The 22931-nt window shown below is 56.3% G+C and carries 23 protein-coding genes; all 23 read left to right on the top strand.

The window, feature by feature from the left end; all coding sequences use genetic code 11:
- Positions 1 to 599: 599 nt before the first annotated feature.
- The 23 genes from GXX82_16175 to GXX82_16065 all read left to right on the top strand — a co-directional run bounded on the left by GXX82_16175 (position 600) and on the right by GXX82_16065 (position 22921).
- Entirely contained in the window at positions 600 to 1193 is a 594-nt protein-coding gene (locus GXX82_16175) for an outer membrane protein assembly factor BamE (protein ID NLT24580.1), read from the top strand.
- Between the two features lie 15 nt (positions 1194 to 1208).
- Complete coding sequence (fabG, locus tag GXX82_16170) at positions 1209 to 1937, top strand: 3-oxoacyl-ACP reductase FabG (protein ID NLT24579.1); 729 nt, start codon at positions 1209 to 1211, stop codon at positions 1935 to 1937.
- Positions 1934 to 2884, top strand: coding sequence for a polysaccharide deacetylase family protein (locus tag GXX82_16165; protein NLT24578.1), 951 nt, complete (start codon positions 1934 to 1936; stop codon positions 2882 to 2884). Before fabG ends, GXX82_16165 begins: the two co-directional genes overlap by 4 nt.
- 14 nt (positions 2885 to 2898) lie before the next feature.
- Entirely contained in the window at positions 2899 to 4125 is a 1227-nt protein-coding gene (locus tag GXX82_16160) for a beta-ketoacyl-[acyl-carrier-protein] synthase family protein (protein ID NLT24577.1), read from the top strand.
- Complete coding sequence (locus GXX82_16155; GenBank protein ID NLT24576.1) at positions 4122 to 5609, top strand: NAD(P)/FAD-dependent oxidoreductase; 1488 nt, start codon at positions 4122 to 4124, stop codon at positions 5607 to 5609. The genes GXX82_16160 and GXX82_16155 overlap by 4 nt, the downstream gene beginning before the upstream one ends.
- Positions 5606 to 6835 (top strand): beta-ketoacyl-[acyl-carrier-protein] synthase family protein, encoded by a 1230-nt coding sequence (locus GXX82_16150; GenBank protein NLT24575.1) that lies wholly within the window; start codon positions 5606 to 5608, stop codon positions 6833 to 6835. Before GXX82_16155 ends, GXX82_16150 begins: the two co-directional genes overlap by 4 nt.
- Complete coding sequence (locus GXX82_16145) at positions 6828 to 7082, top strand: acyl carrier protein (protein NLT24574.1); 255 nt, start codon at positions 6828 to 6830, stop codon at positions 7080 to 7082. Before GXX82_16150 ends, GXX82_16145 begins: the two co-directional genes overlap by 8 nt.
- A gap of 48 nt (positions 7083 to 7130) precedes the next feature.
- Positions 7131 to 7916 carry a 1-acyl-sn-glycerol-3-phosphate acyltransferase gene (locus GXX82_16140; protein NLT24573.1) on the top strand — a complete coding sequence of 262 codons (786 nt, stop codon included), beginning with the start codon at positions 7131 to 7133 and terminating at the stop codon, positions 7914 to 7916.
- Positions 7917 to 7981: 65 nt separating this feature from the next.
- Positions 7982 to 8350 (top strand): 3-hydroxyacyl-ACP dehydratase, encoded by a 369-nt coding sequence (locus GXX82_16135; GenBank protein NLT24572.1) that lies wholly within the window; start codon positions 7982 to 7984, stop codon positions 8348 to 8350.
- A 6-nt stretch (positions 8351 to 8356) separates the two neighbouring features.
- Positions 8357 to 9019 (top strand): outer membrane lipoprotein carrier protein LolA, encoded by a 663-nt coding sequence (locus GXX82_16130; protein ID NLT24571.1) that lies wholly within the window; start codon positions 8357 to 8359, stop codon positions 9017 to 9019.
- A gap of 5 nt (positions 9020 to 9024) precedes the next feature.
- Positions 9025 to 11409: an MMPL family transporter gene (locus tag GXX82_16125; protein ID NLT24570.1), complete on the top strand. Its 2385-nt coding sequence runs from the start codon at positions 9025 to 9027 to the stop codon at positions 11407 to 11409.
- Positions 11406 to 11798 carry a hypothetical protein gene (locus GXX82_16120; GenBank protein ID NLT24569.1) on the top strand — a complete coding sequence of 131 codons (393 nt, stop codon included), beginning with the start codon at positions 11406 to 11408 and terminating at the stop codon, positions 11796 to 11798. The genes GXX82_16125 and GXX82_16120 overlap by 4 nt, the downstream gene beginning before the upstream one ends.
- Positions 11799 to 11817: 19 nt before the next feature.
- On the top strand, positions 11818 to 12279 hold the full coding sequence (locus tag GXX82_16115) for an acyl-CoA thioesterase (protein ID NLT24568.1): 462 nt from the start codon (positions 11818 to 11820) through the stop codon (positions 12277 to 12279).
- On the top strand, positions 12276 to 13409 hold the full coding sequence (locus GXX82_16110; GenBank protein NLT24567.1) for a beta-ketoacyl-[acyl-carrier-protein] synthase family protein: 1134 nt from the start codon (positions 12276 to 12278) through the stop codon (positions 13407 to 13409). Before GXX82_16115 ends, GXX82_16110 begins: the two co-directional genes overlap by 4 nt.
- Complete coding sequence (locus tag GXX82_16105) at positions 13406 to 14143, top strand: beta-ketoacyl synthase (GenBank protein NLT24566.1); 738 nt, start codon at positions 13406 to 13408, stop codon at positions 14141 to 14143. The genes GXX82_16110 and GXX82_16105 overlap by 4 nt, the downstream gene beginning before the upstream one ends.
- Positions 14140 to 15414 (top strand): radical SAM protein, encoded by a 1275-nt coding sequence (locus GXX82_16100; GenBank protein NLT24565.1) that lies wholly within the window; start codon positions 14140 to 14142, stop codon positions 15412 to 15414. The genes GXX82_16105 and GXX82_16100 overlap by 4 nt, the downstream gene beginning before the upstream one ends.
- Positions 15407 to 16750: a radical SAM protein gene (locus tag GXX82_16095; protein NLT24564.1), complete on the top strand. Its 1344-nt coding sequence runs from the start codon at positions 15407 to 15409 to the stop codon at positions 16748 to 16750. The genes GXX82_16100 and GXX82_16095 overlap by 8 nt, the downstream gene beginning before the upstream one ends.
- Before the next feature lie 20 nt (positions 16751 to 16770).
- The gene (locus tag GXX82_16090) at positions 16771 to 18210 is read left to right on the top strand and encodes a radical SAM protein (GenBank protein NLT24563.1); all 1440 of its coding nucleotides are present in this window, start codon (positions 16771 to 16773) and stop codon (positions 18208 to 18210) included.
- A 17-nt stretch (positions 18211 to 18227) separates the two neighbouring features.
- Positions 18228 to 19397, top strand: coding sequence for a DUF2062 domain-containing protein (locus GXX82_16085; GenBank protein NLT24562.1), 1170 nt, complete (start codon positions 18228 to 18230; stop codon positions 19395 to 19397).
- Positions 19398 to 19512: 115 nt separating this feature from the next.
- On the top strand, positions 19513 to 20295 hold the full coding sequence (locus GXX82_16080) for a lysophospholipid acyltransferase family protein (protein ID NLT24561.1): 783 nt from the start codon (positions 19513 to 19515) through the stop codon (positions 20293 to 20295).
- Between the two features lie 48 nt (positions 20296 to 20343).
- Positions 20344 to 20595 (top strand): acyl carrier protein, encoded by a 252-nt coding sequence (locus tag GXX82_16075; GenBank protein NLT24560.1) that lies wholly within the window; start codon positions 20344 to 20346, stop codon positions 20593 to 20595.
- Entirely contained in the window at positions 20595 to 21797 is a 1203-nt protein-coding gene (locus GXX82_16070; protein ID NLT24559.1) for a beta-ketoacyl-[acyl-carrier-protein] synthase family protein, read from the top strand. The genes GXX82_16075 and GXX82_16070 overlap by 1 nt, the downstream gene beginning before the upstream one ends.
- Positions 21794 to 22921, top strand: a complete 1128-nt coding sequence (locus GXX82_16065) for a beta-ketoacyl synthase (protein ID NLT24558.1) — start codon at positions 21794 to 21796, stop codon at positions 22919 to 22921. Before GXX82_16070 ends, GXX82_16065 begins: the two co-directional genes overlap by 4 nt.
- Positions 22922 to 22931 lie beyond the last annotated feature (10 nt).

Here is a 22931-nt window from a genome sequence, read left to right as displayed (position 1 = left end):
GCTTGTCGCATATACGGAGAGGTCGGTCGCGATGGCGATAAAGACGGTGCGTCCGTCTCTGACGAGACAGCGTTGAACAGGATGGGAGATTCTATTATAGAAAAGGGCGGTTACTTCTCAGGAATCGGTTTCTTTGGAGCGTCCCCGATATCCGCGATATCCGCATATCGAGTGTTGAGCGTATACGCAGGCGGTCAATAGCAGCGAGAGAGACAGCCACAAACACCAGACTGATTCCCGTATCACACGCTCTCTCACCTTCAAGGCATTCCGGGCATTGCTCAAGTCTGACCTGTTCGTCTATCTTCCCGTTCCGATTGCTTCTGCCGTGCAGTCAATGTTCCGTTGCGTTAGTCTTTTTAAACCGTCTTCCCGGAACAAGAACCCTCATATTCTCTATAGAAAAATCTACTGTTTTATATTATAGTTCAATTCGAAAGGCTCACTTTTCTGCACAATAAAAGTAGTATCCTTGATGAACGGTTCTTGCCTGCCCGCTGCCATGCCGGGACGGGAACCATCTCGACGTCGCGGCGCCAGCGTTAGGCGGTTCGACGTATGGGCGGTAGCTTACACTTTAAATTAGGAGGTAACTGGCAATGGTGCTCCTGAAAAGAGGTTTGGTTGCTTTGCTTTGTGCGGTAATTTTTCTTCCTGCCTTCGTGGGTTGCAGGACTACAGGATCTCCTGTATATCAGGCCACGGCGAACGCCGTTTACCTGAAGAACAACATCCACGTCCAACACCATGATAAGTCCGGCGAATATCGTGCATCCTATGCAAATTGGACAAACCCCGGAAAGGGACATATCGTGATACCCGTCAACACCCTCGTGACGATGGGAGATTTCAGAAGGGGTATGACCATTATTGTCCAGAATACCGGGAAGGAGATATTGTTCGAGTTGGATGAAAGTAGTGTCAAAATGAGCCCCGAACAGTATTTCAAGCTGATCACCTCCGCTGAGCCGACGAAGCTGGATCGCTTTTCAGCCGTCGATCAAAAGGGGATAAAGGAAGGAAGGGCCTATAATGGCATGACAAAAGACGGGATCAGGATAGCCCTTGGGTACCCGGCGCCACACAGGACCCCCTCGCTTGGTGACAACACCTGGTACTATTGGACAAACCGCTTCCGTGCTATACCCATAGAGTTCAATGCCGCCGGCAACGTAGTGAATGCCGGACGGTGATGCCGGAGAAACGCAATGGGATCAAGACCGATAGCCCTCGTAACAGGGGGCAGCAAGGGAATCGGGGCCGCGATTGCAGTGACTCTGGCACGGGACGGATTCGATATCTGGCTGAACTATCGTACCGATCATGATGGGGCTCGATCCGTCGCTGAAAAGGTCAGTGAACAGGGAGGGGGCTGCAGACTCCTGTGCTTTGATGTTGCTGAGGCAGCCGGAGTGGCCGTCGCCCTGGAGCCTCTCCTTGAAAAGGAGATTCCTTATGCCCTCATCAACAACGCAGGGTTGAACAAAGACGCGCTTCTTGCCTGGATGACCAATGCCGAATGGAACGATGTTCTCTCGACAAGTCTCGACGGGTTTTTCTTCGTCACAAAAGCGGTTGTGACCGGCATGCTGAGGAAAAGAAAGGGACGCATCGTAAATATCGTATCGACATCGGGCCAGAGCGGCGTAGGGGGGCAGGTCAACTATTCCGCGGCGAAGGCCGGATTGATCGGAGCGACAAAGTCACTGGCAGTGGAGATCGCCAGGAGGAACATCCTTGTGAACGCCGTCTCACCGGGTTTCATAGAGACGGAGATGACAAGAGCCCTGCCAAGAGAACAGATACTCGCTTCGATTCCGCTCGGTCGCCTGGGCAGCCCCATGGAGGTGGCAGAGGTGGTCAGTTTCCTCTGCTCCGACCGAGCCTCTTACATCACCGGACAGGTAATATCCGTGAATGGCGGGATTTACAGGTGAAAACACCGGCGAAAACCGTTCATGGAGGAAGCCTCGAACAGTGTTCTTTTCCCTGGGCAGTCGATCATCCCACAGTGAACGCCCTGTGCTTCGATATCGACGACCTTGCCTATAATCTGGACATTCGCGCCGGAAAGAGAGGTTCTCACCACTATCTTGTGGAAAAGGAGACTTATTGCCTCCTCGAATTCCTTGAAGCTCTCAGAATCACCTCGACAATGTTCGTGCCGGGCCATGTAGCCGAACGTTTTCCGTCCCTCGTCAAGTCTATTGCAGATGCCGGCCATGAGATCGCGGCCCACGGCTACAGCCACAGAGGATCGGATCTTCTGCACCGCAAGAGATTCCGGGAGGACGCGCGAAAGAGCAAGGCTACACTCGAACACATACTCTCCTTGCCGATCTTCACGTATAAGGCCCCCAACTGGAACATTACCCCAAGAACATCGTGGGCTTATGACGAATTGATCGATCTGGGTTACGCCATAGATCATACCGCACGGCCACAGTTGCTGAGCTATCTCGGACGCGACCCGGGCGACATGGCACCTTTCCTGTACGAAGGTTCCCTGGCTGTTATTCCGGTCACGACCCTCCCTCTGTTCCAGCACAGTGTCTGTTTCAACGGTGGATTGTTCTGCGCCTATGCGCCTGTAAGCATTCAGATCGCATATTACAGGCGTCTCAACAGGAAAGGTATGCCCTTCAACTATTTTTGCCATCCCTATGAATCTCATCCTGAAGGAACAAACTCTTCCATCGTCAAACACCGGTCGCTGCGCGCCAGTCTCTACGGGATATATTTTGGCAAATACAGAGGATACATAGCGCGTCTTGCCTCGCAATTCGTTCTTGGGCCTTTGAGACTGGCATACAGGGACTTCCTCGGAGATTTGCTGACATCGTCCTTTTCATTGCCAGTCCCGTCAGACAAATACTCTTCTTAAAAGGATAATCTCACATGAATTTCTACCGTGTTGCCATCACGGGAATCGGCATCATAAGTTGTCTGGGAAATGACATAGCGGCAGTCTGCGGTTCCCTCCGTGCAGGAAGATCGGGGATCACCGTGGATAAGAAAAGGGCCGAAATGGGGTTCAGAAGTCCTCTCACGGGTATGATCCGGGATTTCCCCTCACAAGAATATCTTTCGAAGAAACAGCTGAAGACGATGCCTGATTTCGCCGTGCATGCCTTCGCCGCTTCGACGCAGGCGCTCGAGATGTCACGCCTCGAGACGAAGGATATTCAGAATGAAGAAACGGGGCTTATATTCGGTTGCGATTCAAGTTGTGTTTCCGCGGCCGAGCAGGTGAACCTCGTCCGGGAAAAGGGCGACACTCGCTCCGTTGGCAGCGGACTCATCTTCCGTTCCATGACGTCAACGATCACCATGAACCTCAACACCCTTTTCAAGACGCGGGGCGCCTGTTGGTCGATAAGCTCCGCCTGTTCAAGCAGCGGTCACGCCATCGGTCAAGCAGCCGATCTCATCGCGATGGGACGTCAGGAACGAGTGATCTGCGGTGGGGCTCAGGAGATCAGCTGGGAATCGATGTGCAGCTTTGATGCCCTCGGCGCATTTTCGACGAAAATGGACAGGCCCGGTCAGGCAAGCCGCCCCTTTGACCGCAGCCGGGACGGTCTGGTGCCAAGCGGCGGCTCCGCGGCGTTAGTGCTCGAGCGATACGACCTTGCCATGAAAAGGGATGCGCCGATCCTGGGGGAGATAAGATCCTACGCCTTTTCCTCAGACGGTCACTCCCTTTCGGTCCCGAGCAGGGAGGGTTTGGTGTCGGTCATGCGGAAGGCTTTGGCAGGCGCAAACCTTGTGCCGGGTGACATCGATTACATATGTGCACACGCAACCTCCACCCCTGTCGGCGATGCCGTTGAGGCCCAGGGCATCACCACGGTGTTCGGCCCGAAGACCCCCCTTGTCTCCTCCCTGAAATCCATGACAGGTCACGAACTCTGGATGTCCGGTGCCGCACAGGCGGTCTACAGCGTCATCATGGCTATGAACGGTTTCATGGCGCCCAATATAAACTTCGAGAATCCCGATGAGCATTCGGCTCGTCTCAATATTGCAACGGAGACGGTGGAGCGGGCGCCACAAAAGGTGATGTGCAATTCCGCCGGGTTCGGCGGGACCAATTCCTGCATCGTTCTCGACTTTTCCCGATGAAATATGACTGGATCATCATAGGCGCCGGCGTGTCCGGCATGGTCTCTGCGATCATCCTCGCAAAGAGCGGTTACCGCACGGCCATCGTGGAAAAGGCCCCGGAGTCCGCCCAAACAATCAGGGGCTTTTCCCGCAACGGAAAATTCTTCGACACCGGCTTCCACTATGCGGGCGGCCTGGAGGACAAAGGGCCCCTCGATGTGATCCTGAAATATCTCGGACTGTCGGAGAGTCTCGAAAAGGTCCCATTCGACCCCGATGGGTTTGATATCCTCCGTATTCGCGAGCCGTCATTTGAATTTTCCTTCCCTTCTGGCCTGGAAGCGCTTCGGCAGCGTCTGCTCGGTGATTTTCCCGGCGAAAAAGGTGCTATCGATGGATATCTGTCCATTATCACGCGGGCCTGCCGGCGGTTGCCTTATATGGACCTTGAAAGCGAAATGCCGGAAAACCTCCTTCCCTTCAGCGTCCACGAACCCACCCTTCAACAAGTCCTGGACGGGCTCACCTCCAACACGCTCCTAAAGTGTGTGCTTTCCGCACACTGCCTCCTCCACGGTGTGTCCCCTTGCGAAGTACCCATAACAAACCACGCCGGCGTAGTGGTGCCCTATTATCGTTCCTCGCACGCCATAGTGGGTGGCGGAGCAAGCCTCGCGAGGTTCTTTGAAGAAAGGCTCGGGGATCTGGGAACCGATATCTATTGCGGACGGGGGGCAACGGGGCTGGCGTGGGCTGGCGACCGCTCCATCTCGGGAGTATGTTTGGAAAACGGGGAAACCATACCGTGCGGCGGCGTCGTCTGCACCGTCCACCCCTCGTATCTGGTCGACATACTGCCCGAATGGGCCTTCCGCCCTGCCTTGCGGGACCACTTGAAAACCCTGGAGGATACTTCGTCGGCAATCTCCCTTTTCGGAACGTGTAAGAAACCCGCCGAAACACTCTCCCGCTCGAACATCTTCCACATGCCCAGCGCCCTATACCCTGCTGTCGCCGGCAATACCAACATAGAGCAAAACCCCCTGTTCATCTCCGGCGGGCCCCGAAGAAACGACAAGTACGAGGCCGGGGTCATCGTGATCTCCCCCTATCCCAACACACGGGATCGCATCTTCAGGGCACAGGGTCTTCCAGCCGGCCGGCAGCAATACGACCGGTGGAAGGGGGAAGCGACGCGTCGTCTCGCGGCCCATGTGGAAAATTCGATCCCCGAACTTCACAACAACATGGAGATTGTTGAATCGGCAACACCCTTTACCTTCATGGGGTTCACCAACAACCCCACCGGCGGTCTCTACGGGGTAAAACATAAATCCGGACAATACAACCCCATGCCGATGACAAAGATCGACAAGGTCTTTGTCGCCGGGCAGGCGGTTACGGCCCCGGGGATACTCGGGGCTGCCATTTCGGGGTTCGTTGCTTCCGGGTGCATTGTAGGGCATGAAAAACTACGAAAAGAACTGAGGGCGTATATATGAGAAGGGTCGTGATTACCGGTATGGGGGCCGTATCCCCTTTTGGCAGGGGGATCGACAGACTCATCGAGGCTCTCGCCGCAAACGAAAGCGGGGTTCGCAGGGTACCCGAGCTTGCACAGGTCGGTGGCATACGAACTGGTGTCGGCGCCCTGGTCCCTGACATGGACGCCAGGGAGATTCCCCGCAGATTCCGGCGGTCCATGTCGAAGATGTCCATATACGCAACCCTGGCAAGCCAGGAAGCGGCCCTGCAGGGACATGTGACACCCCTGCAGTACGGGAGCGGTCAGTTCGGGCTCGCCATCGGATCAACGATCGGCAGCCCCATAGCCACCAATGAATTCTACAGGGACTTCATCTCCACGGCAAGTATCGATAGCACCAGGTCAACCTTCTTTTTCCAGATAATGAACCATTCCTGCGCGTCGAATGTCGCCCAGGCCCTGGGAGTGTCCGGAAGGGTGATGGCGCCCTCGGCGGCCTGTTCGACGAGCTGTCAGGCCATAGGCCTGGCATATGAAACAATTGCCTTCAAAAAACAGGAGATGATGCTTTGCGGCGGAGCAGACGAGTTTCATCCCCTGACTGCGGCAACCTTCGACATCATAAATGCATCTTCCGTGAAGTATAACGACAGGCCATCGAAGACCCCCCGCCCATTCGACCGGGACCGCGATGGGGTGGTATGCGCGGAAGGCTGCGGGATACTGCTCCTTGAGTCCCTTGATTCCGCCAGGGAACGCGGGGCAACAATCCTGGGGGAGATCGCAGGCTTCTCAACTCTGTCGGACCCCAAAAGCATCGTCGAACCCGATGCAGAGTCGATAGAATCGTGCATCGCGGGGGTCCTCGCCGATGCCCGTGTCGGGGCGGATGAGATAGGTTATGTAAACGCCCACGCCACAGGTACCATCCAGGGCGATATCGCCGAATGCGCCGCCATCGCGGCGGTCTTCGGGAAGAATGTCCCGGTGAGCAGTCTCAAGGGCCATCTTGGTCACACCCTGGCAGCATCGGGAGCCCTCGAGATCATAGCGACGATCGCAATGATGAACCGGGGCAGGCTTATTCCCACTCTCAATCTGGACAATGCTGACCCGTTGTGCGACAATATCAGGCATGTAACAGGATCTGAAACCGCCGAAGTAGTCTATGCACTAAAGAACAACTTTGCTCTCGGCGGAATTAACTCTTCAATTATACTAAGGAAATATAAAGATGACTGAAACAGAGGTGATTTCCCGGATCAATACGTCCCTGGTAGACGAGTTTGAGTTAGAGCCGGCGCAGATGATTCCCCAGGCCCACCTGCACGATGATCTCGGCCTCGACAGCCTGGATCGCGTCGACATGGTGATCGTCCTCGAAAAGTCGTTCAATTTCAAGATACGGGAAGAAGAGGCGATCAGGGAAATAATCACCCTTGGCCAGATCCATGACTACGTGCTCGGCAAACTCCACTCGATGCAATAGACCGTACGTCCGGCTTCAACGGTGCCGCATCCGATGAGGTCGCCGAACATGGAGAACGCCATATCTCTTGAGGATACCAGCCGGTTTTCTATCTCCTCTCTTGCCATGTCTCTGGCTGTCTATAGCATGATCGCCCTGTGGACGGTGGCGGGGATTGTGTTCTTTGTGCCCCTTTTTGCATGCTTCAAGGGCATTACCCGCTGGCGGAACGACCGCATCATGCGTCTTTTCATATGGCTCTACGGCAAGGGCTGGCTGGCATTGATGTCCCCTTTTGTCCGATTCGAACGGGTGGGTTTTGACGAATTCGATCTGGAACCGCCTTATGTCATCGTGGTAAACCATCGCTCCTTCTTCGATACATACTGCATGGCGCTCCTGCCCCTCCATGATATAGCTTTCGCGGTCCGCGCCTGGCCATTCAAGATGTTCTGGTATGCTCCCTTCATGAGACTGGCAGGCTATATTAATGTGGAAAGCGGCGATTGGACGCAGACAGTGTCTGCGGGCAGGCAAATCCTGGCCGGGGGAGGCTCGGTGCTTTTCTTCCCCGAGGGCCACAGAAGCCGGGATGGCCGCCTTCAGCGTTTTTTTTCGGGGCCCTTCAAGCTCGCCTGTGAAACCGGGGCAAGAATCCTTCCGTTGTGCATAACCGGAACCGACAGGTTACTGCCACCCGGCAGTTGGCTGATGAGGCCGACCACGATCCGCCTCGAAGCCTTGGCGCCCATAGACCCGGCCTGTTTTGAAGGGTCTGAGGCCCATATGGGGCTTCGCAAGCATACAAAAGGCGTCATGGCCGACACGATCTCCCGGGTGCTGAGAGAAGGATGATTCCCGATCTTGCATTGCCTTTGCCCGTCGAGCGGCTGATCCCTCATCGGTCGGTCATGAGACTCGTGGAAAACTTGGTCTCTTATGAAGACGGGGCGGGGACGGTTGAATCGACCATCGGGGAGAACACGATCTTCGTGAATGCAGACGGATACCTTGAAGAGGCCGTCATGGTGGAACTCCTGGCACAATCCTTCGCGGCACTTAAGGGCTATAGCGACCTCGTCCGGGGCAAACCGATAAAGAAGGGCTATCTGGTGAAGATCAATGATCTCCAGGTATCCGGGAGGGCAAAGCCCGGGGGCAGGCTCCTTGTGTCCATCGTCAATTCGGGAGAGATCGGCGAATTCACGCTCGGGAAAGGCACCGTTACGTGCGACGGTGACAGGATCGCATCCGGTGATATCGTCGTCTGGCTTCCGGAAGGGAGATAACCGGCAATGAGGCCATTTCGTCGCACGCTTTTTATTATCCCAATGCTTGCCTTCCTTTTCCTGACCCCCTGCTTCTGCGAGGCCCAGGACAGCGCCCCTGTCCCTGCCCCCTCGAAAGGCAACAAACTCGCAATTCTAAGCACCATCTCGCACAACACCCTGCTCATCAAGACGATCCGGAGCGATTACGTTCAGACACGATACACGGCAATGCTCAAGGAGCCCATTATATCCAAAGGGTCCTTCTTCTACGAAAAGCCGGACCGCCTGAGATGGGAGATCTCAAAACCGGGTCCCGCAGGTTTTGTCGTCAATGGTGAAAAGACGAGGCGCTGGATAGGAAACCCCGACCGTTCCGAACCTTTTGAGCTTTCGCGGGAACCCGCAATACGGTCAACCGTCGAGCAGGTGTTTGCCTGGGCCCGCGCCGATATCGCCTGGATTGAAAAACGCTATCGGATCACCGTAACCGGGGACGGCAACACAACTCTGGCCCTCGATCCCCTTTCCCCTCAGGAAAAGAAGTACATACGTTCCATCGTTCTGAGGTTTTCCGATGATCTCAGCCGCCTCCGTTCCGTGAGGATCAACGAGCGGGGAGGGGATTCAACCGTGATTGCTTTCGAAAACACGGACCTTAACGCGATTCTCCCAAGAGATATCTTCTGACCGGAATGCAGTCTCTCCTTACGCTATTCTCGACATCTTTTGCCAGACTCTCGTCACACAGGAGGATCCTTTTCTGCACCGTTCTTGCCATCGTCGTCCTCACTGTCATCGCCCTCTCCAACATCAAGCTCGGCGAGGACATCGGCGCCATGATTCCCGACAGGGACCCGGCCGTGACCCGCGATTTCCAGTATCTGAGGAACGCACCTTTTGTGGAAAAGGTCTTCATTCATCTGAGCGGAAACGATGATGTGCCTCGCAGGGAACTCATCGATTCCGCAGATAGACTGGCTTCTCAGATGAAACCGCCGCTTTTCGATCGTGTCGTCACAGGGGTACGTATCCCCGACCCTGCGGGTGTCGCCCTTGTTTTCTCCAGGGCCGCGCCGCTCATGGCGACCGAAGGCGACATAGAGAACCTCAAGAAGCGCCTCGGCGCCGACGGCATTCGCAGGGAGCTTCAAGCTCTCCGGGGCAGCCTTGAGACACCCGAAGGGTGGATGATGAAGGCGCTTTTCCAGGAAGACCCCTTGAGGCTCTATGCGTCAGGGCTCACAAAGCTCAGCTCGCTCAACTTCCTGGGACGAGTGGATGTCAGGGACAACCACTTTGTCTCTCCCGACGGGAAGCATCTTCTCATGATAGCCCAAACCCCGGTGAAGATAACCGATTCCCGCGGCTCCGTGAAACTCGGCAATTCCCTGCGCGGCCTCATCAAGGAATATCTACCGGCAGGGATAACAGCGTCTTTTCTAAGCGGCCATCTATACACCGCAATAAACTCCGAAACGGTGCGAAAGGATCTTTTTGCCATTTTCACCACCGTTTCTGTTGCGATCTTGGTCCTTTTGCTTGCCTTTATGAGAAACTGGCGGGCGGTTTTCGTCTACTTCGTCCCTCTCATAGTGGTCGCCGTCGCCACGGCCGTCGTTGCCCTTGCCGACCGGACCATATCCGCCATGACCATTGCATTCGGTTCCGTTCTCATGGGGATCTCAGACGATTATCCCATATACGTGTATTTTTCCCTCCGCAACAGGAGGGACCCGGGGCGTTTCATAGCATCTGTCGCACGTCCGGTCCTGATCAGCGGTATCACCACAATGGCGACCTTTGCGACATTGTTCCTTTCCGATCTTCCCGGGCAACGACAGATCGCATATTTCTCCATGATCGGGATAGCCGTCTCCCTCATACTCTCCCTTGTCGTCCTTCCCCACTTTGTCCCGGCTGGAGGGTCCCGGCTGGTCGAGACGGTTCCGCAGCGTGCGCCGATGGATGGGTTCCGCAGAAAGATCATCATAGTCATATGGCTACTCTCCATGGCCCTTTGCGGCTGGCAGATGACCAACCTGAATTTCAACGGTGATATGCGGGCTGTAAGGATGGTGTCCGAGGAGATCAGGAAGACAGAGGAGGGGCTTCAGAGGGTCTTCGGCGATTTCAGGTCTCACGGCATGGCCCTCGTCAAGGCCCCCAGTCTGGAGGGCGCACTGGCAAAGAACGACCGCCTTTATGAAGCTCTTCGAAGAACCTTTCCCCCCGGTGAGATCAAGAGCATAGCGCCAGTCCTTCCGTCATCGGCGACACAGGAGGCCTCCTGGAGGAATTGGAGCGATCTGTGGTCTGAGGCGAAGAGAAACAAGGTGCGGGATCTGATCTCAACGGAAAGCAATTCACTGGGATTCAACCCCGGGGTGTTCTCCGCGTTCTTTGCGCGACTTACGCAAAAACCAGCCATGATCAACGTTGAAACATACAGGGCGGCCGGTCTGGGCGATCTTTTCGAATCGTTTATTCAGAAGGACGCCGAAGGGTACCGGGTCCTGACATACCTGCCTGACACCGATGGCGCGTCGAGCTTTTTTGCCGGGCGGCAATCGCCCGACGGCGCGGTCTTCATATCCCAGAAACGCTTTAGCGAGTCCATGAGCCGGGCGATGACAGACAACTTCTTCCGGTATATACTTTTCTCGTCTCTGGTGATGGTCGCCGCCCTCGCTTTCTTCTTCAGGAACGTCAAGAAGGTTCTCCTTGCGCTCATTCCCGTCGCGACAGGAATGGTCTTCATGTTCGGCACCATGGGTCTTTGCGGGATCGATTTCAACATCTTTAATATAATTGCGACGATCCTCGTGATAGGTCTCGGCGTGGACCTCGGGATCTTCATGGTGAGCCGGGTCACGGGCAGCGTCGACAAGGACACCATCCTTGCCGTCGTCCTGAGCGGATCGACGAGTCTCGTGGGCCTCGGTTCACTTATGATCGCCCGCCACCCGTCGCTGCACTCCATAGGGGTCACGGTTTTCCTCGGGATGTGCGGAGCAATCCCCGCGGCGGTCTTCGTGATCCCGGCATTTTATGGGAAAGGTCCGTCGGAATCGGCATGAAAGGCCAGCATTCCCTGGCGGCGGCAGTCGCGAGGTGCGCCCTCGATGAGATCGGGAGGTCCCGGGAAGGCTGGTACTCCCGTCATTACTGTTTCACCCCCGATTTTGTCGGTTTCTCGGGACATTTCCCCGGGTTTCCCATCCTCCCCGCATTCATGCAGATCATTCTCGTCAAGTCCATTGTCGAAGAGACAAAGGGCCTCACGCTCAGCATTCAGACCATAGAAAAGGCAAAATTCCAGATGGAAATCACGCCGGGCTTGAAGGTGGAAGCTTCATACCGCGAACTTCAGAAGCCAGATCGGTCTGTCATTGACGCCCGGCTGAAAGTGGCAGGTAAAACCGCTTCAACTATCGTCTTCACCTGTTCCGAGAGTCCGCTGTCATGAAAAAGGGAGTACAAAGCAGATGGTAAAACCTTACTTCACCAATGAGAAAGAAGATCCCGAGCCTCTGGTGGTAACGGTTCAAAGAAGGGTTCGGTTTGAAGAGACGGACCCCCTGGGAATCGTCTGGCACGGCCGATATTCGAGCTATTTTGAGGATGCGAGGGCCGCGGTGGGGGAGAAATACGGTATCGGCTACATGGACTTTTACCGAAACGAAACCGTAGCCCCGCTCAGGATCTTTCACACCGACTTTCTTTTGCCTATAGGTTTTCAGGAAGATATCACCATCGACGGGATACTCAGGTGGTCCGAGGCGGCCCGCATCAATTTTGAGTATACCATCAGAAACAGCAGGGGCGAGGTCACGACAAGGGGATATTCCGTACAGGTGATGCTGGACCTCAATAACAATCTCCTTCTTATACCGCCTCGATTCTACGAAGACTTTCTCCTGCGCTGGAAAGAGGGAAGGCTAAGGTGAAAAATGCTGTCGTGCTGGCCCGGTGCGATGCCATAACCGCCCTCGGTGCGACGGGCAAGGAGACATACGGGGCTCTTCTCTCCGGCCTATCCGCCTTGACGGAGGTTACCCGTTTCCCTGTGGGGCAGTACCGGGCCCGGACGGCTGCTTCCATCGAAGGCCTCTCCCCGAACGGGCATCCTTTGGTGTATGATCTTCTCGATCCTCTCCTGAAGAGTGTACCTCCACCACCGCCGGATACACTCCTGACCACCTGCACCACGAAGGCAGGGATCGATTCTCTCGAAAGATACAAACGGGGAACCGTGCCGGATGGACTTGGCACTCTCCCGGGCGACCTGTGCAAAAGGGTATCCCGCACGCTCGGGATCCCACGGCCTTCCGTCAATGTCAGCGCCGCCTGCGCCTCTGCGACCGTGGCTATCGCGCAAGGGGCCTCGTTGATCGCGGCGGGTATGGAGAAATCGGTCCTTGTGATATGTGCCGATGTAATAACCGAGTTCGTCTTTTCGGGGTTTTCCGCCCTCCAGGTGCTCTCACCCGACCGGGCGCGGCCCTTTGACCGCTCGCGCGCCGGGCTTTCCCTGGGGGAAGGCGCCGCGTTCATCCACCTTGTGAGCGGCGCCCTGGCGGAGAAACACTTCATCCGTCCCGTTGCCGAGATTGCGGGCTGGGGAGTTGCAAACGACGCCTTTCACGTCACTGCGCCGGCCCGTGACGGCCGAGGCCTGTGTAACGCAATGCACAGCGCCTTGAAAAGGGCGTCCCTGGAGAAACAGGAGATAGCCGGCATCAGCGCCCACGGAACGGGAACCATCCGGAATGATGCGATGGAAATAAAGGCATTCCACAGGTTCTTCTCGGGCAGAGTCCCTCCCGCATACTCGGTAAAAGGGGCCATCGGCCACACCTTCGGGGCCGCCGGGGGCATAGAGGCCGTCATAGCGACAGAGGTCCTCAGGAGGAGGCTCCTCCCGCCCACCGTGGGACTCGAAGAACCCGAGGCCGCCGCTCGGGATTTCGTCACACGAGAGCCGACGCCGATATCGGGTGATCACTTAATGGTCACGAATTCCGGTTTCGGCGGGATTAGCGCGGTCCTCATCCTGAAAAGGAGCTCTGACCCATGAGTGTGCTCCTCACCGGTATAGGCTGGGTCACGCCTGGCGGCACGGGAAGGGGACGGGATTTCGACACGCCACCGGAACTTTCCGGCACCCTTCCCCGTATTGCACGCAAAGCGTTTCTTGCGAGGCCCCTGCCACGGTTCGGAAGGCTTGATGATTACTCCAGGTGCGGTCTCGCCGCCGCCTCGCTTGCACTCAAGGATGGCGGTCTCGACCTGTGGAAGAGGAAACGGAATGTGGGGATAATCTCTTCCACCATCACCGGGTGCCTCCACACGGATGCCGACTATTTCGATACCGTCATTGCCGCCGGGGGCCATCTGGCAAGCCCGAACCTTTTTGCGTACACTCTGCCCAATGCCTTCCTCGGGGAAGCAGCAATCCATTTCGGGCTCGCGGGCGCCGCATTTGCCGTGTACGAAAACCCTCTGACGGGTATGGCCTCGGTACGTTTCGCCATTGCCTCCATCATCGGCGGTGAATGCAGCAGCATGCTTGCGGGAATGTGCAACACGGAAGGTACCGGCGCCCTGGGTGCCGATGAAGAACACCCTGCAGGTTCCATCTTCGCTCTCCTGAGGCGCCGCAACGGCAGGATAGCGGCACCGAAGGCATATGGCGAGATAGACTGGAATGAGGAAGGAGAGGTTTCTTTTAACGGAAGACGGGTCGACTCCGTCCTCTCTCTTGTCCGTATGTGCATCGATGGCCCGACCGGCGCGGGGGCACGATCATGAGAATGGACTTGATCTATCCGCGGTGGCCGAAGCTCAAAAGGCAGACCCCTTTCAACCTCCCGCCCCACGGACCGGTGGTCTTTGCCGCGACTGTCCCGGAGGAGATCGACATCACCTTCATCGACGAGAACGTCGAGGGGCATGCTTTCGACGATACGCCGGATATCGTCGCAATGTCGGTGATGCTCACCAGCCAACTCCCCAGGGCCTTCGAGATATCAGCACAGTACCGGAGAAGGGGTGTCCCCGTTATATTCGGCGGCATTGCAGCCACGCTCCACGCCCCGGAGGTCGCCGGTCACTCCGATTCCGTTTTCATCGGCGAGGCGGAGGATCGTTTTCCCGAGGTTATCGAGGACCTGAAGGCGGGTCGCCTCAAACGCGTGTACGATCACCTGGAGAACCGTCCGGCCATCGACCTTGTCGGTACGGCACGGCGCGATCTGCTGAACAGGAGCCTTTACAACTATCGCGGCGTCCAGATGGTGGACCTTGTCCACGCATCCCGGGGTTGCCGTTTCAACTGCTTTCCCTGCTGCGTCGGTTTCCTCGGAGGGCGACAATTCAGACCCCGGCCTCTTGACAGGGTATTGGAGGAGATGGAATCGATTCCGAACAACCGCCTTTTTCTCGTGGACAACTCCCTCGCCCAGAACCGTCAATGGTTGATCGATCTGTTCACCGCCATGGCCCCTCTCAAGAAAAAGTGGGTAAGCCACCCCATCATCGACGATGACAGGATACTGTCCCTCGCGGCCGAGGCGGGATGCTGGTATGTCTATCAAGCCATCTTCGACACATCCGAAACGATCAGAAACAGGGTGAAGCGCCTCAAGGACCACGGAATAGGGGTTGAGGGAACGATAATACTGGGGACCGATGACCATGACGAGGACTATATCAAGCGGCTTGTCGATTTCATCCAGGAAATCGGCGTCGATATGGCGGAATTCACGATTCTCACTCCCTATCCCCACTCTCCCATCCGGGCGAAGCTCGAGGCTGAAAACAGGGTCCTGAGCAACAACTGGCTTGACTACACCGCGGATACCGTCGTCTTCCAGCCCAGGCACATGACACCGGAACGACTGCAGGAACTCTACTTCTACGCCTGGGACACCTTTTATCAAAGCGGCGGGTATCAATTGAAAATGGGAGAACTTTTCCGCAAGGTCATAAAGAAGGAGATCGCCGACGGCACCTACCGCAGATATGAGGGCCACAAGAGGCGGCACCCTGCGAACGCCGGCAAGGACGACATGCATGAGTGACGTCCTTCTGGTCTCCCCGAACACCTACTCGGAGCCATACCCCGTCTACCCCCTGGGCATGGCATCGATGGCGGCGGCCCTGCGCGCACACGGGCACAGGGTAGGACAATTCGATCTTTTTGAGGCCAAAGGGTCAACCAAAGAGCTGCTTGACACAATTTGCTCTTTCCAACCCCATGTTATCGGCATTTCGATACGCAATATAGACACCACCGACTCCACCGACGCGGAAAAATGGAGTCTCGATCGCGACCGCACACTGATCAGGGCCGTAAGAGGAATCACCCCTGCCCCGATAGTCCTGGGAGGACCGGCATTTTCCATCATGCCCGAGGCAATGCTCGACTATCTCGGCGCAGATCATGGTGTTGCCGGCGAAGGAGAGGACTCCTTCCCGGCACTCATCGAGGACATTGAGGCGGGCACAGCAAAGGGCGGGATATACCGCATGGGCGATGGGTCTTTTGCCGACCCCGAACGGAACCACCCGCTCTGGCAAGGCGGCCTCGTCAGTTCCTATGTGAATCGGGGCGGCGTCATCGGCGTACAGACAAAGCGCGGCTGCATGCATAGTTGCGCCTATTGCCCCTACCCCGCGATAGAAGGCGGCAATCTTCGCTGCAAAGATCCCGGGTCCGTCGCCGATGAAGTGGAACGTCTCGCCATGGACTTCGGCGTAAGATTCATCTTTTTCACGGATTCCATCTTCAATGAACCGCAAAGCAACTACCTCTCCATCGCTGAAGAACTCATACAAAGGGACATCCGGGTTGAATGGTCCGCTTTTTTTCGCCCGCAGGCCATTTCCCGGGAAGAGATCCTCCTCTTGAAACGCTCAGGCCTTTCGGCGATCGAGGTTGGCACCGACGCGGCGAGCGATATTGCGCTTTCGGGATTGAACAAGGGCTTCGGTTTCTCCGATGCCATCGCCTTTAACGATGCCTGTGCCCGGGAGAAGATTCCCTGCATCCACTACGTCATGTTCGGATGCCCCGGCGAGTCCATGGAGACCGTGGCGGAAGGGCTCGATAACATAGGACGGCTCACGGGCTGTATCGTGCTGGCCTTTTCGGGTATCCGTGTTCTTCCCGGAACACCCCTTCACGGAAAGGCAATTGCCGATGGAGTCCTCTCATGCGACAATGAACTGTTGAAACCGGCGTTCTACTATTCGCCCGAGATAGACACACCTTTGATGAACCAAAAGATCGGGGAGTCCTTCGGCGGAAGGAGAGACCGGCTCTTTCCGCCATCCAGGGCAAATGCACGATTACGGGTCCTCAACACGTTCGGTTTCCGCGGTTTCTTGTGGACAAAACTCCTTTCCGGTCAATAAGCTCTATGGGTCCCCACGGTATCAGATCCAACGTCCTCCTCGTTCATCCCCTTGGCTACAGCGACAGGATGGCCGACCGGGACATTTCCCGAAAGGCCAATATCATGCCGCCTCTGGGACTTGCGAGCATTTCCGCCTATCTCGAGGCGAGAAGGATAACGACCCGCATAGTCGATTGCTATGCAATGCCCGATTCGGAAAGGGTCATCAGGGATCACATCCTTTCGGAACGCCCCGCTTTTGTCGGTTTCAGCTGCACAACGTCGAGTTTCCTTGACGGTGTCCGACTGGCCGCATTAGCGAAAAGCGTTGCACCCAAAACGAAGGTCGTCTTCGGCGGGCCTCACGTGAGCGCTCTGAAGGAAAGATCCCTGAGAGATTTCCCCGTTATTGATTTCGCGGTGGTTGGCGAGGGCGAAGAGACATTCGGTGAGCTCATCGAACGAAACGGGGACGAATCTTCCGATATAAAGGGCCTGGCATACAGGGAAAAGGGGGGGCAACCCTGTTTTACCGGGTATCGAAGTGACGGGCTTGACCTGGACACCCTTCCTTTTCCATCCTATGAGAAACTGGACGGGTTTCCCCATATCTACAAACTCCCCTTGTTCAATTATCCCGGCACACCGAACACCAGCTGCGTCACGAGCCGGGGTTGTCCTTACTCCTGCAGCTATTGTGACAGGTCTGTCTTCAGACAAACCTTCCGGTACAACTCGGCTTCTTATCTGTACGAGCACCTGAAATATCTGAAAGAGAGGTTTAAGATCCGCCACGTCAATCTGTATGACGACCAGTTCACGCTCAACCGGCAAAGAGTTGTTGAGTTCGCCCGGATGATGATCGACGCCCCGCTGGGGATGACCTTCAATTGCGCTGCCCGCGCCGAACATGTCGACCTGGACCTCCTGCGCCTGATGAAGAGGGCCGGTTGCTGGATGATCAGCCTCGGAATCGAGACCGGCGACGAAGGACTTCTGTCTATGCACCGAAAGAACGCGGATCTCCGGATGCTCACGGAAAAGATCCACCTTATCAGGAATGCGGATATTCGGGTCAAGGGTCTTCTGATGATGGGCCTGCCCGGAGAGACGCGCTCCAGTATCAAGAAGAGCATGGACTTCGTATTCTCGCTGCCCATCAATGATATCAATATATCCAAATTCACTCCTTTCCCCGGTACGCCCATCTATCGGAATGTCCACGAACTGGGCGCTTTTGAGGAAAAGTGGGAGGAGATGGACTGCATGCATTTTCTCTTTGTCCCGAAAGAGATGACGAGAAGGTCCCTTGAGAAGCTTTTTACACTATTTTACCGCAAACATTTCATGCGACCGAGAATACTCATCGGTTACATCTCTATGATCTGGCGGTCGCCCGACAGCTGGAAGCGGTTTATCGCGGGCATCCTGAGCTTCGTCAATTTCGCCAGAACCTCGAGGAGGATCGCCGGTTCCTGACGACCGGCACCGTCAATATGGAAAAAGAAAGACCTGTCAGGGTCCTCGTTGTCATCCCCGTTTATAACAATCCCGACACTTTGCCCGGAGTCGTGAAGGAATCCCTTGCATTCCACAGCAACATTCTTGTCATTGACGATGGAAGCCTGGACAGGGCTTCGGATCTCCTCGAAAGCCCCGGCATCAGGATTGTCCGCCACGAAAGAAATCGGGGCAAAGGAGCGGCAATCCTCACGGCGGCCTGCGTTGCGCAGGAACTGGGGATGACCCATGTCATCACCATTGATGCCGACGGTCAGCATTCGCCTGACGACATCCCAAGAATCATCTCCGCCATCAATGAGACCCCCGACGCCATCATTGTGGGCAATAGGGACTTTGACAAGACGGTGCCTTTCTCTTCCCGTTTTGGCAGGCAGTTTTCCAATTTCTGGATCAGGATCCAGACGGGAACATCCCTGAATGATACGCAGAGCGGATTCAGGGCCTACCCCGTGGCCCTCCTCAGGTGGCTTACCCTCCGTGAGAAGAGGTTTTCCTTTGAGGTGGAGGTGCTCGTAAAGGCCCTATGGGCCGGCATCGAGGTCAGGGAAATACCCGTTTCCGTCTATTATCCGGCGCGGGAAGAGCGAGTCTCCCATTTCCATGCACTCCGGGACAACCTGAGCCTGAGCATCCTTCACGCCCGTCTCACCATCCGTTCCTTCCTGCCCATTCCGCACAGGAGATTCATGCCGTTAAAGGATGACATGGGAAAGATCACTGCCCTCCATCCCGTCCGGTCCCTGAGAACCCTTCTCATACGGCACTCTTCCCCGGAAGAACTCGCAATGTCGAGTGGTCTTGGTGTCTTGTTGAGTTGTCTTCCCCTCATCGCATGCCAGACCATTACGATCCTCTTTGCCGCAAGCTTCTTCAGGTTCAACAAGTTCGCAGCCCTCGGCGCCGGCCAGCTCTGCATGCCTCCCATCGTACCTGCCGTGTGCATCGAGGTGGGATACTATATCCGCCATGGCAGGTTCCTTACGGAAGTGTCGTTTCAGACGCTGGGGTATCAGGGATTGGAAAGGATCCTGGAATGGTTCATAGGGTCCCTTGTGGTCGGGCCCATACTGGGTCTTGTCATCGGCGTTGCCGTTTACATCCTTGCGAACCTTCTCAAACACCGGAAATATGAAACCGCCTGACAATAGTTCGGCTTCGCCGCGCGAAAAGAAGTGGACAAGCCGCTCCATCGGTTCGCGAAGGCAGCACGATATCTTCTATTGTCTCATTCGTTGCGGCGGGAGAGTCCCCGCATATGTGCTTCTTGCCTTTGTCACCCTCTACTACACCCTTTGCAGGCCTTCGATACGTGAAAGGACATACCCATACCTCACGAAAAGGTTCAAGGGAGATTCTCCTTACGTCATGCCCTTTCACTGCTGGCGCCTCTACTATAACTTCGGCAAGGCCCTCATCGACAGGGCCGCGATAGGCATCCGAGGTTACGGGTCCTTGTCCCATGCATTTCCTGCCGGCCAGGAGCTTCTCAAAGTCCTCGGAGAGGGGAAAGGACTTGTACTGCTTACCTCTCATGTCGGTTGCTGGCAGGCAGTCATGCCGGCACTCAAGTTCCTCAACGCCCCCATTAACCTCCTGGTAGAACAGGACAGGGAGGATATCGATATCCACTACCTCGAGCACGGAGGGGAAGGTTTCCCTTGCACCATCATCGACCCCACGGATTACATGGCGGCCGTTATCGAAATGATCCAGGCGCTCAAAAGATCCGAGGTGGTCTGCATCATGGGTGACAGGATGGCAGGCAGCCCGAAGGGGGGTGTCAGCGTGGAGTTCCTGGGGGAAAAGGCGCTCTTCCCCCTGGGTCCCTTCAAGATTGCCGCGGCTATGGGCGCACCTGTCGCTGTATTCCTCACTCACAGGTCCGGATTGTCCGAATACACCATAGCCATTCCCGAAACGATCCGTCCCGAAGGGACGAAAGAAGCCCTCGCCGCCGGCGTTCAGCGTTACGTCCGCGCCCTCGAGGCATATACCGCGGAACACCCTTACCAGTTCTTCAATTTTTACAATATGTGGTGAAGAACCGGATTCGTACAAATCAATTCAAATAGTGGAAAGGTGAACCAAATGACATTTCAGGAGCGGCTGAAACACCTCCTCGTTAGTGAGTTGAACCTCGAAGAGATCACACCCGAGGAGATCGATGACGATATGCCACTTTTCGGGGAAGGGCTCGGTCTCGATTCCCTCGATGCCGTCGAGCTCGTCGTTATCCTCGAAAAACATTTTGGCATAGAGATAAAAAGTCTTGAAGAAGGCCGCGTTGCCTTTCAATCGATCAACACGCTGGCCGTGTTTGTTGAGGAGAGGACCGCATAATGAACGGGTGCCCCCGTGTTGCCATAACGGGAATCGGCTGTATATGCGCTCCAGGCAGGAATCTTCCGGAATGCACGGATACTCTTTTCGCCGGAAGGACAAAGCCCTTGCCGCCCAGGGGTTTTCGCCATGGTCATTCCATATCCTATCCGGTTTTCGAGGTGCCTGAAGACTGGATAGCCCCCGGGTCGGGGACCGCCGGCACGTCGCGTACCAACAGGCTCGTTCTTGCCGCATCCATGGAGGCCATGACCAACGCGGAACTTGACAGGGAAATCCTGCGCTCCCCGCGCGTGGGTGTGTGTGTGGGGACAACGGTCGGCAGCGCCATGAACGACGAAGTCTTCTATCGCCGCTACAGCGAGGGCGAGAAGCCGGACATGGCGCCCATTACAGGTTTTCTTAACGGCAATCCCGCCGCGGCAGTCGCCAGGCAGTTCGGTCTTACCGGTCCCTGCCAGACAATCGTGAATGCCTGTTCTTCCGGCACGGATGCCATCGGGGTTGGGGCGCTGTGGATTCGGTCCGGTCTGTGTGACGTCGTTCTGGCTGGAGGAGCGGATGAACTCTGCCACGTGAGCTACAATGGTTTCGTGTCCCTTATGATCACCGACAGCTCCTTCTGCAGGCCTTTCGACCTCCATCGAAGGGGTCTCAATCTGGGGGAAGGCGCCGCAATGCTGGTCCTTCAAGCCGCACCCCTCAGGCACGGCGCCGCAAGACGCCCTCGTGCCTTTGTCCTTGGCTATGGTGCCTCCTGCGACGCGCATCATCTTACCGCCCCGCATCCCGATGGACAGGGATTGAGGCGGGCTATCGGGGAAGCCCTCCGCACGAGCGGCATTTCCTCCCACGATATCTCCTTTGTCAACGCCCACGGCACGGGTACGAAAGACAACGATCGTGTTGAGTCCATCGTGCTGAGCGACATGCTCCCCGAGGTCCCCTTTCTGTCCACAAAGGGATGTACGGGGCACGCTCTCGGTGCAGCGGGTGCCATCGAAGCGGCTTTCACCGTGGCATGCCTCGAGGAAGGCAGGATACCGCAAAGCATCGGTTTTGAGTCGCCGGACCCGGATCTGCCCGCATCTCCCGTGCGATGCGCTACAACGCTCAAAGGCACCGTTGCCCTGTCGGAATCCCTTGCCTTCGGCGGTCACAACGCCGCCCTGGTGCTGTCGGTGGAGGAGGGGACGTCATGAAACCCGTTATCCGCGGGGTCGGTGCAATCGGCGGTTTCGGGTGCGGCATCGATGCCCTGGCGGCGGCGGCGACAAGGGGAGAGTGCCTGCCCGGGATCGTTTCCGTCAAGACGGAGACGGGGCACGTTGATATGCCCGCTTTTCTGGCAGATACATCGACTCTCGAGGATTTTACCGGCAAAAAGGCCCTCAGGCGAATCGGTCGTTATTCCAGGATGGCCCTCCTGGGGTCATTCCTGGCACTTCGGGACGCCGGCATAACCGATCCCGCAAAGGAAAGGATGGGCGTCATTATTGCCACCGGTTACGGCGCAAGCCGTACCACCTTTACCTTTCTCGATTCCTTCATTAAGGGAGGCGACAGTCTTTCTTCACCTACCCACTTCTCAAGCTCCGTTCACAACGCGGCCGTCGCGCACGTTTCCATGCTTCTCGGCATAACGGGGCCGGGGCTTACCGTCAGCCAGTTCGGGATGTCTGTTCCGTCGGCGCTTCTTACGGCGCGGTGCTGGCTCCAGGAGGAGATGGTTGACTCCGTTCTTTTCGGCGCCGTGGATGAATACTGCGATGTCCTGGGGTACTGCCGCTATCGCTTTTTCGGGGATACGGCGGGGGTCTCCGGGATGAACCCCCTTGATCTTGATGTTCAGAGCGCCATCCCGGGAGAGGGAGCAGCATTTTTTGTATTGTCCCGCGGGGATCGCGTCCCGGGTTATGCCCTCATAGAAGATATCCATTTCGACAAGACCAGGGATGCTGCACGTGCGGCGGGTAGGGAAACAATCCTTTTTCTCGCTGCCGATGGACACAGGGAGTGTGCAGCCTCTTACGGACGCTTCCTTTCGGGGCCTTCACCTATCGCCTGTTACACTCCGCTATATGGAAGCCTTCCCACGGGTCAAGCCTTTGATATGGCGATAGCCGCCCTCGCCATGAAAAGAAGAAGATATTTCGCTTCCCCGGGTCATCATGTCAAAGGACCCGGAGCAAAGATCATAGGCAATGAGCATGTCCCTGGGGGGGAGCGCATTGCATGTGTCAAGAGCGATGGTTCAGGCTGGTCTGGATTCGTCACAATCGGCAGCAGCGATGGGGAACACGATGGGGTGTTCAGAAATACCTGATAAAGATGCA

The sequence above is a fragment of the Syntrophorhabdus sp. genome (assembly GCA_012719415.1).
Lineage (GTDB): Bacteria > Desulfobacterota > Syntrophorhabdia > Syntrophorhabdales > Syntrophorhabdaceae > Delta-02.
The sequence above is the reverse complement of the archived record's forward strand: the minus strand, read 5'-3'. Positions and strand labels throughout refer to the sequence as shown.

Excerpts from the sequence above, each read along its gene's own strand:
- GXX82_16175 (NLT24580.1), top strand. The coding sequence starts at position 600 with ATGGTGCTCCTGAAAAGAGGTTTGGTTGCTTTGCTTTGTGCGGTAATT.
- fabG (NLT24579.1), top strand. The coding sequence starts at position 1,209 with ATGGGATCAAGACCGATAGCCCTCGTAACAGGGGGCAGCAAGGGAATC.
- GXX82_16160 (NLT24577.1), top strand. The coding sequence starts at position 2,899 with ATGAATTTCTACCGTGTTGCCATCACGGGAATCGGCATCATAAGTTGT.
- GXX82_16155 (NLT24576.1), top strand. The coding sequence starts at position 4,122 with ATGAAATATGACTGGATCATCATAGGCGCCGGCGTGTCCGGCATGGTC.
- GXX82_16150 (NLT24575.1), top strand. The coding sequence starts at position 5,606 with ATGAGAAGGGTCGTGATTACCGGTATGGGGGCCGTATCCCCTTTTGGC.
- GXX82_16145 (NLT24574.1), top strand. The coding sequence starts at position 6,828 with ATGACTGAAACAGAGGTGATTTCCCGGATCAATACGTCCCTGGTAGAC.
- GXX82_16140 (NLT24573.1), top strand. The coding sequence starts at position 7,131 with ATGGAGAACGCCATATCTCTTGAGGATACCAGCCGGTTTTCTATCTCC.
- GXX82_16130 (NLT24571.1), top strand. The coding sequence starts at position 8,357 with ATGAGGCCATTTCGTCGCACGCTTTTTATTATCCCAATGCTTGCCTTC.
- GXX82_16125 (NLT24570.1), top strand. The coding sequence starts at position 9,025 with ATGCAGTCTCTCCTTACGCTATTCTCGACATCTTTTGCCAGACTCTCG.
- GXX82_16120 (NLT24569.1), top strand. The coding sequence starts at position 11,406 with ATGAAAGGCCAGCATTCCCTGGCGGCGGCAGTCGCGAGGTGCGCCCTC.
- GXX82_16115 (NLT24568.1), top strand. The coding sequence starts at position 11,818 with ATGGTAAAACCTTACTTCACCAATGAGAAAGAAGATCCCGAGCCTCTG.
- GXX82_16105 (NLT24566.1), top strand. The coding sequence starts at position 13,406 with ATGAGTGTGCTCCTCACCGGTATAGGCTGGGTCACGCCTGGCGGCACG.
- GXX82_16100 (NLT24565.1), top strand. The coding sequence starts at position 14,140 with ATGAGAATGGACTTGATCTATCCGCGGTGGCCGAAGCTCAAAAGGCAG.
- GXX82_16095 (NLT24564.1), top strand. The coding sequence starts at position 15,407 with ATGAGTGACGTCCTTCTGGTCTCCCCGAACACCTACTCGGAGCCATAC.
- GXX82_16085 (NLT24562.1), top strand. The coding sequence starts at position 18,228 with ATGGAAAAAGAAAGACCTGTCAGGGTCCTCGTTGTCATCCCCGTTTAT.
- GXX82_16075 (NLT24560.1), top strand. The coding sequence starts at position 20,344 with ATGACATTTCAGGAGCGGCTGAAACACCTCCTCGTTAGTGAGTTGAAC.
- GXX82_16070 (NLT24559.1), top strand. The coding sequence starts at position 20,595 with ATGAACGGGTGCCCCCGTGTTGCCATAACGGGAATCGGCTGTATATGC.
- GXX82_16065 (NLT24558.1), top strand. The coding sequence starts at position 21,794 with ATGAAACCCGTTATCCGCGGGGTCGGTGCAATCGGCGGTTTCGGGTGC.